The sequence below is a fragment of the Ectopseudomonas composti genome, assembly GCF_001567565.1.
GTDB lineage: Bacteria > Pseudomonadota > Gammaproteobacteria > Pseudomonadales > Pseudomonadaceae > Aquipseudomonas > Aquipseudomonas composti_A.
Genome location: NZ_LSSW01000029.1, coordinates 555071 through 567817, shown reverse-complemented (window position 1 = coordinate 567817; position 12747 = coordinate 555071). Strand labels below are relative to the sequence as shown.

At 61.9% G+C, this 12747-nt stretch carries 14 protein-coding genes; 3 read left to right on the top strand and 11 right to left on the bottom strand.

Annotation, left to right across the window (positions count from 1 at the left end):
- Positions 1-10: 10 nt before the first annotated feature.
- The gene (gene bacA, locus PCLY_RS19140) at positions 11-625 is read right to left on the bottom strand and encodes a biofilm formation regulator BacA (protein ID WP_061241188.1); all 615 of its coding nucleotides are present in this window, start codon (positions 623-625) and stop codon (positions 11-13) included.
- A 289-nt stretch (positions 626-914) separates the two neighbouring features.
- On the opposite strand from bacA, the gene PCLY_RS19135 reads away from it, so the two are divergent.
- The gene (locus tag PCLY_RS19135; RefSeq protein ID WP_061241187.1) at positions 915-1166 is read left to right on the top strand and encodes a hypothetical protein; all 252 of its coding nucleotides are present in this window, start codon (positions 915-917) and stop codon (positions 1164-1166) included.
- Positions 1167-1223: 57 nt separating this feature from the next.
- On the opposite strand, the gene thrC is transcribed toward PCLY_RS19135, so the two are convergent.
- The 4 genes from thrC to xerD all read right to left on the bottom strand — a co-directional run bounded on the left by thrC (position 1224) and on the right by xerD (position 5815).
- Positions 1224-2633: a threonine synthase gene (gene thrC, locus PCLY_RS19130; RefSeq protein WP_061241186.1), complete on the bottom strand. Its 1410-nt coding sequence runs from the start codon at positions 2631-2633 to the stop codon at positions 1224-1226.
- Between the two features lie 57 nt (positions 2634-2690).
- Entirely contained in the window at positions 2691-3995 is a 1305-nt protein-coding gene (locus PCLY_RS19125; RefSeq protein WP_061241185.1) for a homoserine dehydrogenase, read from the bottom strand.
- Between the two features lie 102 nt (positions 3996-4097).
- Positions 4098-4826, bottom strand: a complete 729-nt coding sequence (locus tag PCLY_RS19120) for a disulfide isomerase DsbC N-terminal domain-containing protein (RefSeq protein WP_061241184.1) — start codon at positions 4824-4826, stop codon at positions 4098-4100.
- A 92-nt stretch (positions 4827-4918) separates the two neighbouring features.
- Positions 4919-5815 carry a site-specific tyrosine recombinase XerD gene (gene xerD, locus PCLY_RS19115; protein WP_061241183.1) on the bottom strand — a complete coding sequence of 299 codons (897 nt, stop codon included), beginning with the start codon at positions 5813-5815 and terminating at the stop codon, positions 4919-4921.
- Between the two features lie 255 nt (positions 5816-6070).
- Between xerD and PCLY_RS19110 the strand changes: the two genes are divergently transcribed.
- Positions 6071-7912 carry a cation:proton antiporter gene (locus tag PCLY_RS19110; protein ID WP_061241182.1) on the top strand — a complete coding sequence of 614 codons (1842 nt, stop codon included), beginning with the start codon at positions 6071-6073 and terminating at the stop codon, positions 7910-7912.
- Positions 7913-8005: 93 nt separating this feature from the next.
- A complete protein-coding gene (locus PCLY_RS19105) occupies positions 8006-8686 on the top strand; it encodes a hypothetical protein (protein ID WP_061241181.1) in 681 nt (226 codons plus the stop codon).
- Between the two features lie 13 nt (positions 8687-8699).
- On the opposite strand, the gene PCLY_RS19100 is transcribed toward PCLY_RS19105, so the two are convergent.
- From PCLY_RS19100 to ffh, 6 genes are all read right to left on the bottom strand, one after another.
- Positions 8700-9113, bottom strand: coding sequence for an acyl-CoA thioesterase (locus PCLY_RS19100; RefSeq protein ID WP_061241180.1), 414 nt, complete (start codon positions 9111-9113; stop codon positions 8700-8702).
- Positions 9114-9226: 113 nt separating this feature from the next.
- Positions 9227-9577 (bottom strand): 50S ribosomal protein L19, encoded by a 351-nt coding sequence (gene rplS, locus PCLY_RS19095; protein ID WP_003246155.1) that lies wholly within the window; start codon positions 9575-9577, stop codon positions 9227-9229.
- Between the two features lie 42 nt (positions 9578-9619).
- Positions 9620-10363, bottom strand: a complete 744-nt coding sequence (trmD, locus tag PCLY_RS19090) for a tRNA (guanosine(37)-N1)-methyltransferase TrmD (protein ID WP_061241179.1) — start codon at positions 10361-10363, stop codon at positions 9620-9622.
- A 5-nt stretch (positions 10364-10368) separates the two neighbouring features.
- Positions 10369-10905: a ribosome maturation factor RimM gene (gene rimM / locus PCLY_RS19085; protein ID WP_061241178.1), complete on the bottom strand. Its 537-nt coding sequence runs from the start codon at positions 10903-10905 to the stop codon at positions 10369-10371.
- 9 nt (positions 10906-10914) lie between these two features.
- On the bottom strand, positions 10915-11166 hold the full coding sequence (rpsP, locus tag PCLY_RS19080) for a 30S ribosomal protein S16 (protein ID WP_021220791.1): 252 nt from the start codon (positions 11164-11166) through the stop codon (positions 10915-10917).
- 141 nt (positions 11167-11307) lie between these two features.
- The gene (gene ffh / locus PCLY_RS19075; RefSeq protein WP_061241177.1) at positions 11308-12687 is read right to left on the bottom strand and encodes a signal recognition particle protein; all 1380 of its coding nucleotides are present in this window, start codon (positions 12685-12687) and stop codon (positions 11308-11310) included.
- Between the last annotated feature and the right edge of the window lie 60 nt (positions 12688-12747).

The window sequence follows — 12747 nt, the reverse complement described above, 5'->3', positions numbered from 1 at the left end:
GCACTCTCCCTTAACCCTTGAGGAAGCCTTCGTAGGCTTCGGTGGCCTTGATCACGTTGTCCGCCAGCAGCTCGATCTCGAACACCACGTCGGACAGGCTCGAATACGAACTCAGTGCGCCGAACATGGTGTAGCAATCACGTCCGTCAGCCGTTCTTTCCAGGCCGATGGACGATAGCGGGAACAGCTTGTGGGTACGCAGCACCTCTTCATTGAAGGCTGCAGCATCCTCGACGTCCGCCGCCGGCCAAAGCAGTGCCTCGACGATGATCTGCTCGCCGAACACGGCGACGAACAGCGGCAGGTCGCCGTACTCGTGCATGGTGATGTGAAGACTGGCGTCGGCCCCCTGAAGCAGCTCGATGCCGGCCTGGCCGTTTTGGAACAGTTCCGTTGCCGCCAGCGCTTCATGCAGCGCCTGAGCGGTCCAAACCTGAGGCATGTTCATACCCTCCTCCTTCTCCATCGAAGCCAGCAGCGACTGTGGCTGGCGCAGTTTTCGCTCGAACGCAAGCAACAGCGGCGCGTGCTCGGGCAATATCCAGACTTCCTTCTTGACCAACCCCTGCTCGCGCAGGCGCTGACGATAAAGACGCTGGTAATGGGCTGATGATTTGCTATCCATGAATGCAGCCTAGACCCTTACATGTAAACCGTAAAGTAATCACATGTGATAAATGTGATGCCGTTCGTCAGATGAGCGCGCAGATGTCATCCTCGGCGCAAGGCTGGCCGAAAAGCAGACTGAAATGGAAAGAAAAGAGACAGGCAGCAGAAGTCATCCATGATTCGGTTAAAACGCATCCATTCGCGAAGTGTCGAATTAAACCTCAGGCGCATTCGCCGCGCACGGAAAAAAGCGCTAACCGGGTCGCAGTTGCGCCCCTGACCAACCCCAGGAGAGAGGTAGCGTCATGCAAGAACTTCCACCCGCAGTACGCCAACTCGCACAGGCCGACCAACGCCAGGCAGCCATCGACCTGCTGAGCGAATACCTGGCGAACGACCAGGAGGAAGCCGAGCGCCGCGTCGATCAGTACCTGGAAGAGAACCCGCCCGCGCACCTGCGCGGCGCCGCCATCCTCCGCGCCAGCCGCCTCAATGCGCTGATCTGGTTGACACTGATCGTCCTGATGGCGCTTGCGGCGCTGATCTTCGCCCTCTGAGCAACGCCCAAACGAAACCGGCGCCACTAGGGCGCCGGTTTCATCGAAGCAGCCAGCCTAGAGCGGCTTGCCGCGATTACCGTGGGCAGCGACGAACTGCTGCACGGCCTTCAGGTCGTTGGCCAGCACCGTGCAGCGCTCCTCGCGCTGGAACAGATCGGTCAGGTGCGCCGGCAGCGCCGGAACGGCATCGATACCGGCTTTTTCCACCGCCTCGGGGAATTTGACCGGGTGCGCGGTGCCCAGCACCACCATCGGCGTTGCCAGGCTGCGGCGGCACTCACGCGCGGCACGCACACCGATGGCAGTGTGCGGATCGAGCAACTCGCCGCACTCCTTGTACACCTCGGTGATGGTCTCGCAGGTCTGCTCGTCGTTCACCGCCAGCGAATCGAACAGCTTGCGCGCTTCGACCCAGCGATCTTCCTCGACACTGAAACCACCACCCTGCTTGAAGCCATCCATCAGGCTGGCGATGGCAGCGCCATTACGACCGTGCAGGTCGAACAGCAGGCGCTCGAAGTTGGACGACACCATGATGTCCATCGACGGCGACAGGGTCGGATGCAGGGTTTCCTTGACGTACTGATTGCCGCTCATGAAGCGGTGCAGGATGTCGTTGCGGTTGGTGGCGACAATCAGTTGGCTGACCGGCAGGCCCATGTTACGCGCCAGGTAACCGGCGAAGATGTCGCCGAAGTTGCCGGTCGGCACCGAGAAGGCGATGGAACGCGCCGGGCCGCCGAGCTGCAGCGCAGCGTGGAAGTAGTAGACGATCTGGGCCATGATCCGCGCCCAGTTGATCGAGTTGACCGCCACCAGGCGATTGCCCTTGAGGAAGCCTTGGTCGGCGAAGCTGGCCTTGACCATCTCCTGGCAGTCGTCGAAGTTGCCTTCGATGGCGATGTTGTGGATGTTCTCACCGAGAATGGTGGTCATCTGCCGGCGCTGCACCTCGGACACGCGCTTGTGCGGGTGCATGATGAAGATGTCGACGTTATCGCAGGCCTTGCAGCCTTCGATGGCCGCCGAGCCGGTGTCGCCGGAGGTGGCGCCCATGATCACCACGCGCTCACCGCGCTTGGCCAGCACGTGATCGAGCAGGCGACCGAGCAGCTGCAGGGCGAAATCCTTGAACGCCAGGGTCGGGCCGTGGAACAGCTCCAGCACCCATTCGTTGCCGTTCAGTTGACGCAGCGGCGCGACAGCGTTGTGCTCGAACACGCCGTAGGTTTCTTCGAGGATTTTCTTGAAATCGGCATCGGCGATGGAGCCGGCAACGAACGGGCGCATTACCCGGAAGGCCAGCTCGTGATACGGCAAGCCCGCCCAGGAAGCGATTTCCTCGACGGTGAAGCGCGGCAGATTCTCCGGCACGTAGAGGCCGCCATCGCTGGCCAGGCCAGCCAGCAGCACATCTTCGAAATTCAGGGCCGGCGCCTGGCCACGGGTACTGATATAGCGCATGGGATAAACCTTCGTTCTGCAGCATCCGCAGGGCGAAACCTGCGGATGGACACGGGATTAGTTGAGCTGTTCGACGCGCAGACGCATGACCGGCGAGGTCACGCCATCCAGCGCTTCCATGGCGGCGATGGCTTCGATGATACGCGCCTCGACCACGCGATGGGTCACGAGGATCATCGGCACCAGGCCGTCCTGCTCCTCGACTTCCTTCTGCATGATCGACTCGATGTTGATGCCACGCTCGGACAGGATGCTCGCCACCTGCGCCAGCACACCCGGATGGTCCTTGGCCTGGATACGCAGGTAGTAGGCGCTCTCGCATGCCTCGATGGGCAGGATCGGGTGATCGGACAGCGAGTCAGGCTGGAAGGCCAGGTGCGGCACGCGATTGTGCGGATCGGTGGTCAGCGCACGCACCACATCCACCAGGTCGGCCACCACCGCCGAAGCGGTCGGCTCCATGCCGGCGCCAGCACCGTAGTACAGCGTGCTGCCAACAGCATCGCCATTGACCATCACCGCATTCATCACGCCATTGACGTTGGCAATCAGGCGATCGGCCGGGATCAGCGTCGGGTGCACGCGCAGCTCGATACCGGCCTCGGTGCGGCAAGCCACGCCCAGGTGCTTGATGCGATAACCCAGCGCCTCGGCGTAGTTCACATCGGCCGTGGTCAGCTTGGTGATGCCCTCGGTGTAGGCCTTGTCGAACTGCAGCGGGATCCCGAAGGCGATGGACGCCAGGATGGTCAGCTTGTGCGCGGCGTCGATACCTTCGACGTCGAAGGTCGGATCGGCCTCGGCATAACCCAGCGCCTGCGCTTCCTTGAGCACATCTTCGAAGGCACGACCCTTCTCGCGCATCTCGGTGAGAATGAAGTTGCCGGTGCCGTTGATGATGCCGGCCAGCCAGTTGATACGGTTGGCCGCCAACCCCTCACGGATCGCCTTGATCACCGGGATGCCGCCGGCTACGGCGGCTTCGAAGGCGACGATCACGCCCTTCTCGCGCGCCTTGGCGAAGATCTCGTTACCGTGCACGGCGATCAGCGCCTTGTTAGCGGTGACCACGTGCTTGCCATTGTCGATGGCCTTGAGCACAAGATCCTTGGCCAGGGTGTAGCCGCCGATCAGCTCGATGACGATGTCGATCTCGGGATTGTTGACCAGCTCGAATACGTCGCTGGTCATGGCAATGCCGGTGGTGTCGTACTGCGGCTTGGGCGAACGAATGGCGATCTGGGCAATCTCGATGCCGCGACCGGCACGCCGAGTAATCTCCTCGGCGTTGCGCTTGAGTACATTCAAAGTACCGCCACCGACGGTGCCCAACCCACAGATGCCCACTTTGACCGGCTTCACACTCAATTCCCCATCAGCACTGCACGAAACGGCCGGAGCATGCTCCGGCCGCAGATAAAGAGCCGCACCTTACGAAGCGGCTGTTTGTTAGTCAATCCACCGTCAGTCGTTCGACTCCAGCGCAATCTTGGCCAGCTGCGGCGCCGGCTGATAGCCCGGAATCAGCTTGCCGTTGGCCAGGACGATGGCCGGCGTACCGTTGACCCCGATCATCTGGCCGAGCTGGTATTGCTTGGCCACCGGGTTGTCGCAGGTCGCTTCCGGCACTGGCTGGCGAGTCTTGGCAAGATTCATCGCCGCCTGGCGATCCTTGCTGCACCAGACGCTGGCCAGTTCCTTGGCAGCCGGGCTGTTCATGCCCTGACGCGGAAAGGCCACGTAACGCACTTCGACGCCCAGACGATTGAGCTCGGGCACCTCGCTGTGCAGCTTCTGGCAATAGCCACAGTCTGTATCGGTGAACACGGTGATGTGGGTCTTCGGATCCTTCGGCGCGAACACCACCATTTCCTTGGCCGGAATGGCATTGATCTGCTGCGCCACCGCACGGCTTTCCTCGATCTCGGTCAGGTTGACGGCCTTGCCGTCCTTGACCTGAAACAGATAGCCCTGAATCAGGAACTGACCGTCAGCGCTGGTGTAGAGCTGACGACCGCCTTCGAGCTGTACCTGGTAAATACCCGTCATCGGGCTCTCGGCAATGGCCTCGATCGGCAGGTTGGCGTCGAGCGACTTGAGCGACTGCCGAATGACCTGATCAGGGTCGGCAGCCAGGGTGACGCTACTGCCCAGCGCGAGCGCCAGAGCAATGGAAATACGGGGCAGGGACATGAACACTCCTGTCGAACGACGGACCGGTGAAAATCGCTACAGCCTACCACAGATGACCCGGCCGGCAGCGCCTGGACGACCAGACGGCGCCCTCAGCCGCGCGGGTGGTGCTTGGCATGCAACTCTTGCAATCGGGCACGCGCGATATGGGTGTAGATCTGCGTGGTAGAAAGGTCGCTATGCCCCAGCAGCATCTGCACGACACGCAGGTCGGCGCCGTGATTGAGCAGGTGGGTGGCGAAGGCATGGCGCAACGTGTGCGGTGACAACGACTTGCTGATTCCCGCGACCTGCGCCTGGTGCTTGATGCGATGCCAGAAGGTCTGCCGGGTCATCTGCTCGCCGCGCAGACTGGGAAACAGCACATCACTGGGCTTGCCGCCCAGCAACAACGGGCGCGCCTCGCGCATGTAGCGCTCGATCCAGGCAATCGCCTCTTCACCCAGCGGCACCAGACGCTCCTTGCTGCCCTTGCCGAAGACCCGGAGCACGCCCTGGCGCAGGTTGACCTGCTCCAGCGTCAGCCCGACCAGTTCACTGACGCGCAAACCGCAGGCATAGAGCACCTCGAGCATGGCGCGATCGCGCAGACCAATCGGGTCATCCAGATCCGGCGCCTGCAGCAGCGCTTCGACATCCGCCTCGGACAGCGATTTGGGCAGTGGCCTACCTATCTGTGGCAAATCGATCTGCAAGGTCGGGTCTTCGCCGATCAGCGTTTCACGCAGCAGAAACCGATAGAAACCGCGCAGCCCCGAAAGAAAACGTGCGGTGGAGCGCGCCTGATAGCCCTGTTCCAGACGCCAGGCCAGGTGATCGAGAATGGCGTCACGACCGATATGCGGCAGCTCCAGCCCGCGAGCATCGAGCCAGGCATTGAAGTGCTCCAGATCACTGCGATAGGCGGCCTGGGTGTGAGCGGAGAGCCCCTTCTCCAACCACAAGGCTTCGAGGAAGCGCTCGATCAGAGGATGAGTTAACGTTGCCATCGAGAGTCCACGAAGAAAGATGAGCGCCAGTGTTCCACAGCCCCACCGCGACAGGGCAACTGAAAAACGCAGACGGGGCCGCCAGAGCAAGACACAACGACCAACGGGAGTAACGCCCGAAGGGTCAGCGCCAGCGAATCAAGCAGGCGAGAAGCGAAGTTTATCGGGCATGCCATCTGACTCATACAGGCGCTCGCCTTCAACGCGGCAATGGCACCACAGCCAGTTGCCAGAAATGCTCGATAGGGAGATCCGATGAGCGAGACACACATCCTGCTGAGCCTGGGCGGCATCGGCCTGCTGGCCCTGGCCAGTCAATGGCTGGCCTGGCGACTGCGCCTGCCGGCCATCCTGTTCCTGCTGTTCGGCGGCATTCTCGCCGGGCCGCTGCTGGGCGTGCTCGACCCGCAGGAGCTGTTCGGCCCACTGCTGTTTCCGTTCATCTCGCTGGCCGTGGCGCTGATCCTGTTCGAAGGCAGTCTGACCCTGCACCTCTCCGAGTGGCGCGAGATCGGCAAGGTCGTGCATCGCCTGGTGACCATCGGCGCACTGCTGACCTGGGCAGTGATCAGCATCGCCAGTCATTACCTGCTGGGGTTTTCCTGGGACCTGGCACTGCTGTTCGGCACCCTGACCCTGGTGACCGGCCCGACGGTGATCGCCCCGATGCTACGCGTGGTGCGCCCCACCTCGGCAGTGGCGAACATCCTGCGCTGGGAGGGCATCGTCATCGACCCCATCGGCGCCCTGCTGGCCGTGGTGACCTTTGCCTTCATCGTCAGCTACGCAGAAGGCAACGCCCTGAGCGAGAGCCTGAGCACCTTCGCCGCGGTGATCGCCTGCGGCAGCCTGCTCGGCGCGGCTGCCGGCTGGGCCTTCGGCGTCGTCCTGCGGCGGCGCTGGCTGCCGGAATACCTGCACAACTTCGCCTCCCTCGCTGCAGTACTGGGCATATTCATCGCCGCCAACCTGATGGTGCACGAGTCCGGCCTGCTGGCCGTGACGGTCATGGGCATGTGGCTGGCCAACATGCGCGGCGTGGACATCAGGCCGATCCTGCACTTCAAGGAGAACCTCAGCGTGCTGCTGATCTCCGGCCTGTTCATCATCCTCGCCGCCCGCCTCGACCTGCAGGCGCTGCTGGCGCTGGGCCCGGCAACGCTGGCCCTGCTCGCGGTCATCCAGCTGGTCGCGCGCCCACTGAATATCGCCGTCTGCACCCTGGGCTCCAGCCTCAACTGGCGCGAACGCGCGCTGCTGGCCTGGATCGCACCGCGCGGCATCGTCGCCGCTGCGGTCTCGGCGATCTTCGCTTTGCGCCTGGAGCAACAGGGCAATGAGCAGGCGCAACTGCTGGTGCCGCTCACCTTTCTGGTGATCATTGGCACCGTGGTCCTGCAGAGCGCAACCGCACGCCCACTGGCGCGCCTGCTCAAGGTCGCCGAGCCCTCTCCCAGCGGCTTTCTGATCGTCGGCGCCAACCCGGTCGCGCGAGCGATAGGCAAGGCCATCCAGGGCCTGGGTAGCCAGGTCCTGCTGACCGACTCCAGCTGGGAGAATATTCGCGCGGCGCGCATGTCCGGTCTACCCACCTACTTTGGCAATCCAACCTCGCAGCATGCCGAAGCACACCTGGACCTGGTCGGCCTGGGTCACCTGCTGGCACTGGCGCCCTCGGCAGAACTCAACGCATTGGCCTGCATGCACTACCGTCACGACTTCCCCAGCAACCGGCGCTTTACCTTGCCCACCAGCGCCGACGGACGACGCAGCGACAAGCACCGCAGCAGTGACGAGGTGCGCGGCCTGGCGCTGGGCGGCCAGGCCTTGAGCTATCCGCAGTTCGCCAGCCGCCTGGCACGTGGTGACGAAGTGCGCAGTACCACCCTCACCGAGACCTTCGACTGGAACGCCTACAACGCGCTGTACGGCAAACGCGCGACCCTGCTGCTGGCCCGCGCGCCCAATGGCTGGCTGCATATCGCCACGCAACCCCTGACCTTCACACCCGGCACAGGCTGGACGCTGATGGCACTAATCGAAACAGAAGAAACAACGACCGAGAGCACTGTGCAGCAAGAACCCGCAGCCACATGACGATTCGCGCGGCCAGCCTATCTTTGGTTGGGTGACAGGCAGGCCGGGCGGAACGATGATTTCACCATGCCATCACCTTCCCGGTAGCTTCTCATGTCCCAACACGTCAACTCGCGACTCGGCCAGATTCTGATCAACAAGGGACTGATTAGCGCCACGCAGCTGGATGCTGCAATCAAGGCCCAACTGACCAGCCACAAGCGGCTCGGCGAAGTTCTGGTGGAGCAGGGACTGCTGACCCAGAAACAACTGAGCAAGGCACTGAAGAAGCAGAGCAATCTGCGCCTGGCCGCCACCCTGGTGGCAGCGCTGATGACACCGTTTCAAATGGCCAGCGCCGACATTCAGCGACTGCAGCCCCCCAGCACCATCAGCCAGGATGAAACGCCGCGCGGCATGCAGTCGCTGAGCGACAGCGAGATGAGCGCGGTCAGCGCCCAAGGCCTCGACGAAGCACTGCAAGGTTTGCTGCTGCGCGCGGAAAGCGGTGACGACCTGGGCACGGTCAAGCAACTGGCCAAGCTGGTGATGCCGGTACTCGACAACCTGGACGCTGAAACCAGCCTGCGCGACGTGCGCTACGACACCAGCAAGCTGCGCTCGACGCTGAACGACGATGGCTCGTTCAACGTCAACCTGCCCAGCTCCATCGGCGAACTGCGCTTCGACAACATCCGCGTCAAGGACGCCCCGACCAGCCAGAGTTTCGGCAGCCTGAGCCTGCACAATATCGACCTGTCACAGGCCAGCCTGAAAATCAGCCTGCGCCCCTGACCGCGATGACGGCCTAGTGAGCGAAGCCCGGTAATACCGGCACGGGCTTTTGCTGGTCATCGACGGCGACGAAGCTGAAACTGCCACTGATCGCCCGCTCGCGCCCTTCCTGATACAGGCCCTCGACGAACACCTCGACCTCCACCTTGAGGCTGGTATTGCCAACCTTGATCACCCGGCCGACCAACTCGACGATGGAGCCCGCCGGTATCGCATGCTTGAAATCGATACGATCACTGGACACCGTCACCAACGGCAAACGACAGAAACGCGTGGCAGCGATGAACGACACCTCGTCCATCCAGGCCAGCGCCGTGCCGCCGAACAACGTGTTGTGATGATTGGTGGTTGGCGGAAATACCGCCTTGGTCACGCGGGTCTCCGACAGCGCAGTGCGCCGCTGAATTTCTTGCTCTCTCAAGGTCATGCCACGACTGCTCATTCGATGGATGGAGCTGACCGCGAAACCCGTCGGTCAACGCGGCCCAGAAACGAAAAAAGCAGCCCGCAGGCTGCTTTTTTCTTGAGAAGCGTCCGAACTTAGGACAGCTTTTCCTTGATGCGTGCGGCTTTGCCGGACAGATCGCGGAGGTAGTACAGCTTGGCTTTGCGCACGTCACCGCGACGCTTGACGCTCAGGCTGTCGACCAGCGGCGAGTAGGTCTGGAAGGTACGCTCAACACCAACACCGCTGGAGATCTTGCGCACGGTGAAGGCGCTGTTCAGGCCGCGGTTACGCTTGGCGATCACGACGCCTTCGAAGGCCTGCAGACGCTGACGGTCGCCTTCCTTCACCTTCACTTGAACCACTACGGTGTCACCCGGGGCGAAAGTCGGGATTTCTTTGTTCATCTGCTCAGCTTCGAGCATCTGGATAATCTTGTTGGTCATGCTGCGCTCCTAAGACAAGCCTCCCGGCCTGCCATCGATACGTTAACTATCGTCCCGCTGGCGGATGTATTCCTCCAGCAGCTTCTTCTCTTCTCCAGAAAGCGAGCGGCTATCCAGAAGATCAGCGCGGCGCTGCCAGGTCCGACCAAGGGACTGCTGCAAACGCCAGCGCCGGATGTGTTCGTGGTTGCCACTAAGCAACACTTCAGGAACACGTTTATCCGCATACACCTCCGGGCGGGTGTAGTGCGGGCAGTCGAGCAGGCCATCCGTAAAGGAATCCTCCTCGGCCGAATCGGCATGACCCAATGCACCAGGCAAAAGGCGCGTCACCGCATCGATCAGTACCATGGCCGGCAGCTCACCGCCGGACAGGACGTAGTCACCAATCGACCATTCCTCGTCGACATGCGTTTCAATGAAACGCTCGTCGATACCTTCATAACGACCGGCGATCAGGATCAATGCATCCTCCTGCGCCAGCTCGCGGACCGCTGCCTGATTCAGACGACGCCCCTGCGGCGACAGGTAAATCACCTTCGCCGCCTCTCCCGCGGCCTGCCTGGCACTGGCCAGGGCGTCCTCGAGAGGCTTGATCTTCATCACCATCCCCGGGCCACCGCCGAAAGGGCGGTCATCCACCGTATGGTGGCGATCCGTGGTGTAGTCCCGCGGGTTCCAGCAATTGAGCTTGAGCAGCTCCTGCTTGACCGCACGACTGGTGATGCCGTACTCGCCGATGGCGGCAAACATTTCCGGGAACAGGGTGATGACTTCTACGCGCATGAGCCTTAGAAATCCGCATCCCAGTCGACCCGCATCTCGCCGGCTGCCAGATCGATCGAAAGTACGCATTGCTCCGTATAGGGCAACAGGCGCTCGCGATCATCCAGGCTACCCGCGCAGGGTTTGACCACCATCACATCATTGGCACCGGTCTCGAACAGATGGTCAACCACACCGAGCAACTGCTCCGCCTGATCGATGACCTTCAAGCCCTGCAACTGGTACCAGTAGAACTCGCCGTCTTCCAGATCTGGCAGCTCGCTACGCGGCACGCAAATCTCGAAACCGGCGTAAGTACGCGCAATTTCGCGATCATCCAGACCTTTCAACTTGGCAACCAGCACCTTGCCCTGCAGGCGGCCGCTGGCCAATTCCACTTTCTTTACCTCACCGTCACGCTTGAGCGTCCAGCTTTGGTAATCGAGCACGTTATCGATGGGATCGGTAAAGGAATACACCTTCACTTCGCCCTTGACGCCGTGCACCGAAACAATCTTGCCGAGAACGATCAAATCCTCGGCGACGGCCGGCGTCGTACTCATAAAAGATGCTTAGGCAGCAGCCTTGGCAGCTTCCTTGAGCAGCTGAGCAACGCGCTCAGACGGCTGCGCACCCTGGCTCAGCCAGTAGGTGGCACGCTCTTGGTTCACGGACAGCTTGACTTCAGCACCCGAAGCGACCGGGTTGAAGAAACCGATACGCTCTACGAAGCGACCGTCGCGCGCATTGCGGCTGTTGGTCACGGTCAGGTGGTAGAAGGGGCGCTTTTTGGAGCCGCCGCGAGCGAGACGAATAGTTACCATGAGAACATCGTTCCTGTAGTCGGTGCTAACTTGAGGCACACATCAAAAATGGGCCTAGGCCCGAAAGGCCGCATATTTTAAGGATTATGCGGCGGTTTGCAAATCTCTTTTTCCTCCCGGCCATCGACCGGGGCGCAGACCTCAGAATTTCGGCATTCCGCCGCCGCCCGGAAGCATGCCACCCATGCCGCGCATCATCTTGGCCATGCCGCCCTTGGCGGTGAATTTCTTCATCATCTTCTGCATCTGCTTGTGCTGCTTGATCAGCCGTCCGATGTCCTGCACCTGGGTGCCGGAACCGAGAGCGATGCGGCGCTTGCGCGAGCCGCTGATGATCTCCGGGTCGCGACGCTCGGCAGGCGTCATCGAGTTGATGATCGCCTCCATCTGCTTGAACTGCTTCTCGGCTGCACCCTGGGCGCTGCCCATCTGCGACAGGTTGACGCCACCGATGGACGGCAGTTTGTCCATCAGGCCGCCGAGACCACCCATGCTCTTCATTTGCTGCAGCTGATCACGGAAGTCTTCGAGATCGAAGCCCTTGCCCTTCTTCAGCTTCTTGGTGAGTTTCTCGGCCTTTTCGCGATCGAGGGTCTGTTCGGCCTGCTCGATCAGACTGAGCACATCGCCCATGCCGAGGATGCGCGAAGCGATACGATCCGGATGGAAGGGCTCGAGCGCATCGCTCTTCTCGCCCATACCGATGAACTTGATCGGCTTGCCGGTGATATGACGCACCGACAGCGCGGCGCCGCCACGGGCGTCACCATCGACCTTGGTCAGCACCACACCGGTCAGCGGCAGCGCCTCGCCGAACGCCTTGGCCGTGTTGGCGGCATCCTGGCCGGTCATGGCGTCGACCACGAACAGGGTCTCGACCGGCTTGACCGCCGCGTGCAGCGCCTGAATCTCGGCCATCATCTCGGCGTCCACGGCCAGGCGACCGGCAGTATCGAGGATGACCACATCGATGAACTTCAGCTTGGCCTCGCGGATCGCCGCATTGGCAATATCCACAGGCTTCTGGCTGGCATCGGACGGGAAGAAGGTGACGCCCAGATCGCCCGCCAGCGTTTCCAGCTGTTTGATCGCCGCCGGCCGGTAGACGTCGGCAGACACCAGCAACACCGACTTCTTCTTGCGCTCCTTGAGGAACTTGGCCAGCTTGCCGGCGGTAGTGGTCTTACCCGCGCCCTGCAGACCCGCCATCAGCACCACGGCAGGCGGTGCGGCGTTTAGTGCCAGATCTTCGTTGGCCGCGCCCATCAGCTCTTCCAGCTCGGCGCGAACGATCTTCACGAAGGCCTGGCCCGGAGTCAGGCTCTTGGAGACTTCGGTACCAACGGCACGCTCCTTGACCTTGCCGACGAAGTCCTTGACCACTGGCAGAGCCACGTCGGCCTCGAGCAGGGCCATGCGCACTTCGCGCAGCGTATCCTTGATGTTGTCTTCGGTCAGCTTGGCCTTGCCGGTGACGTTACGCAGCGTCTGGGACAGGCGATCGGTAAGATTTTCGAACATGCGCGTTCCTTCGATAGGGGCGACCCGGCGCGCCGGGTGTGCGACAGGCGGCGGATTATA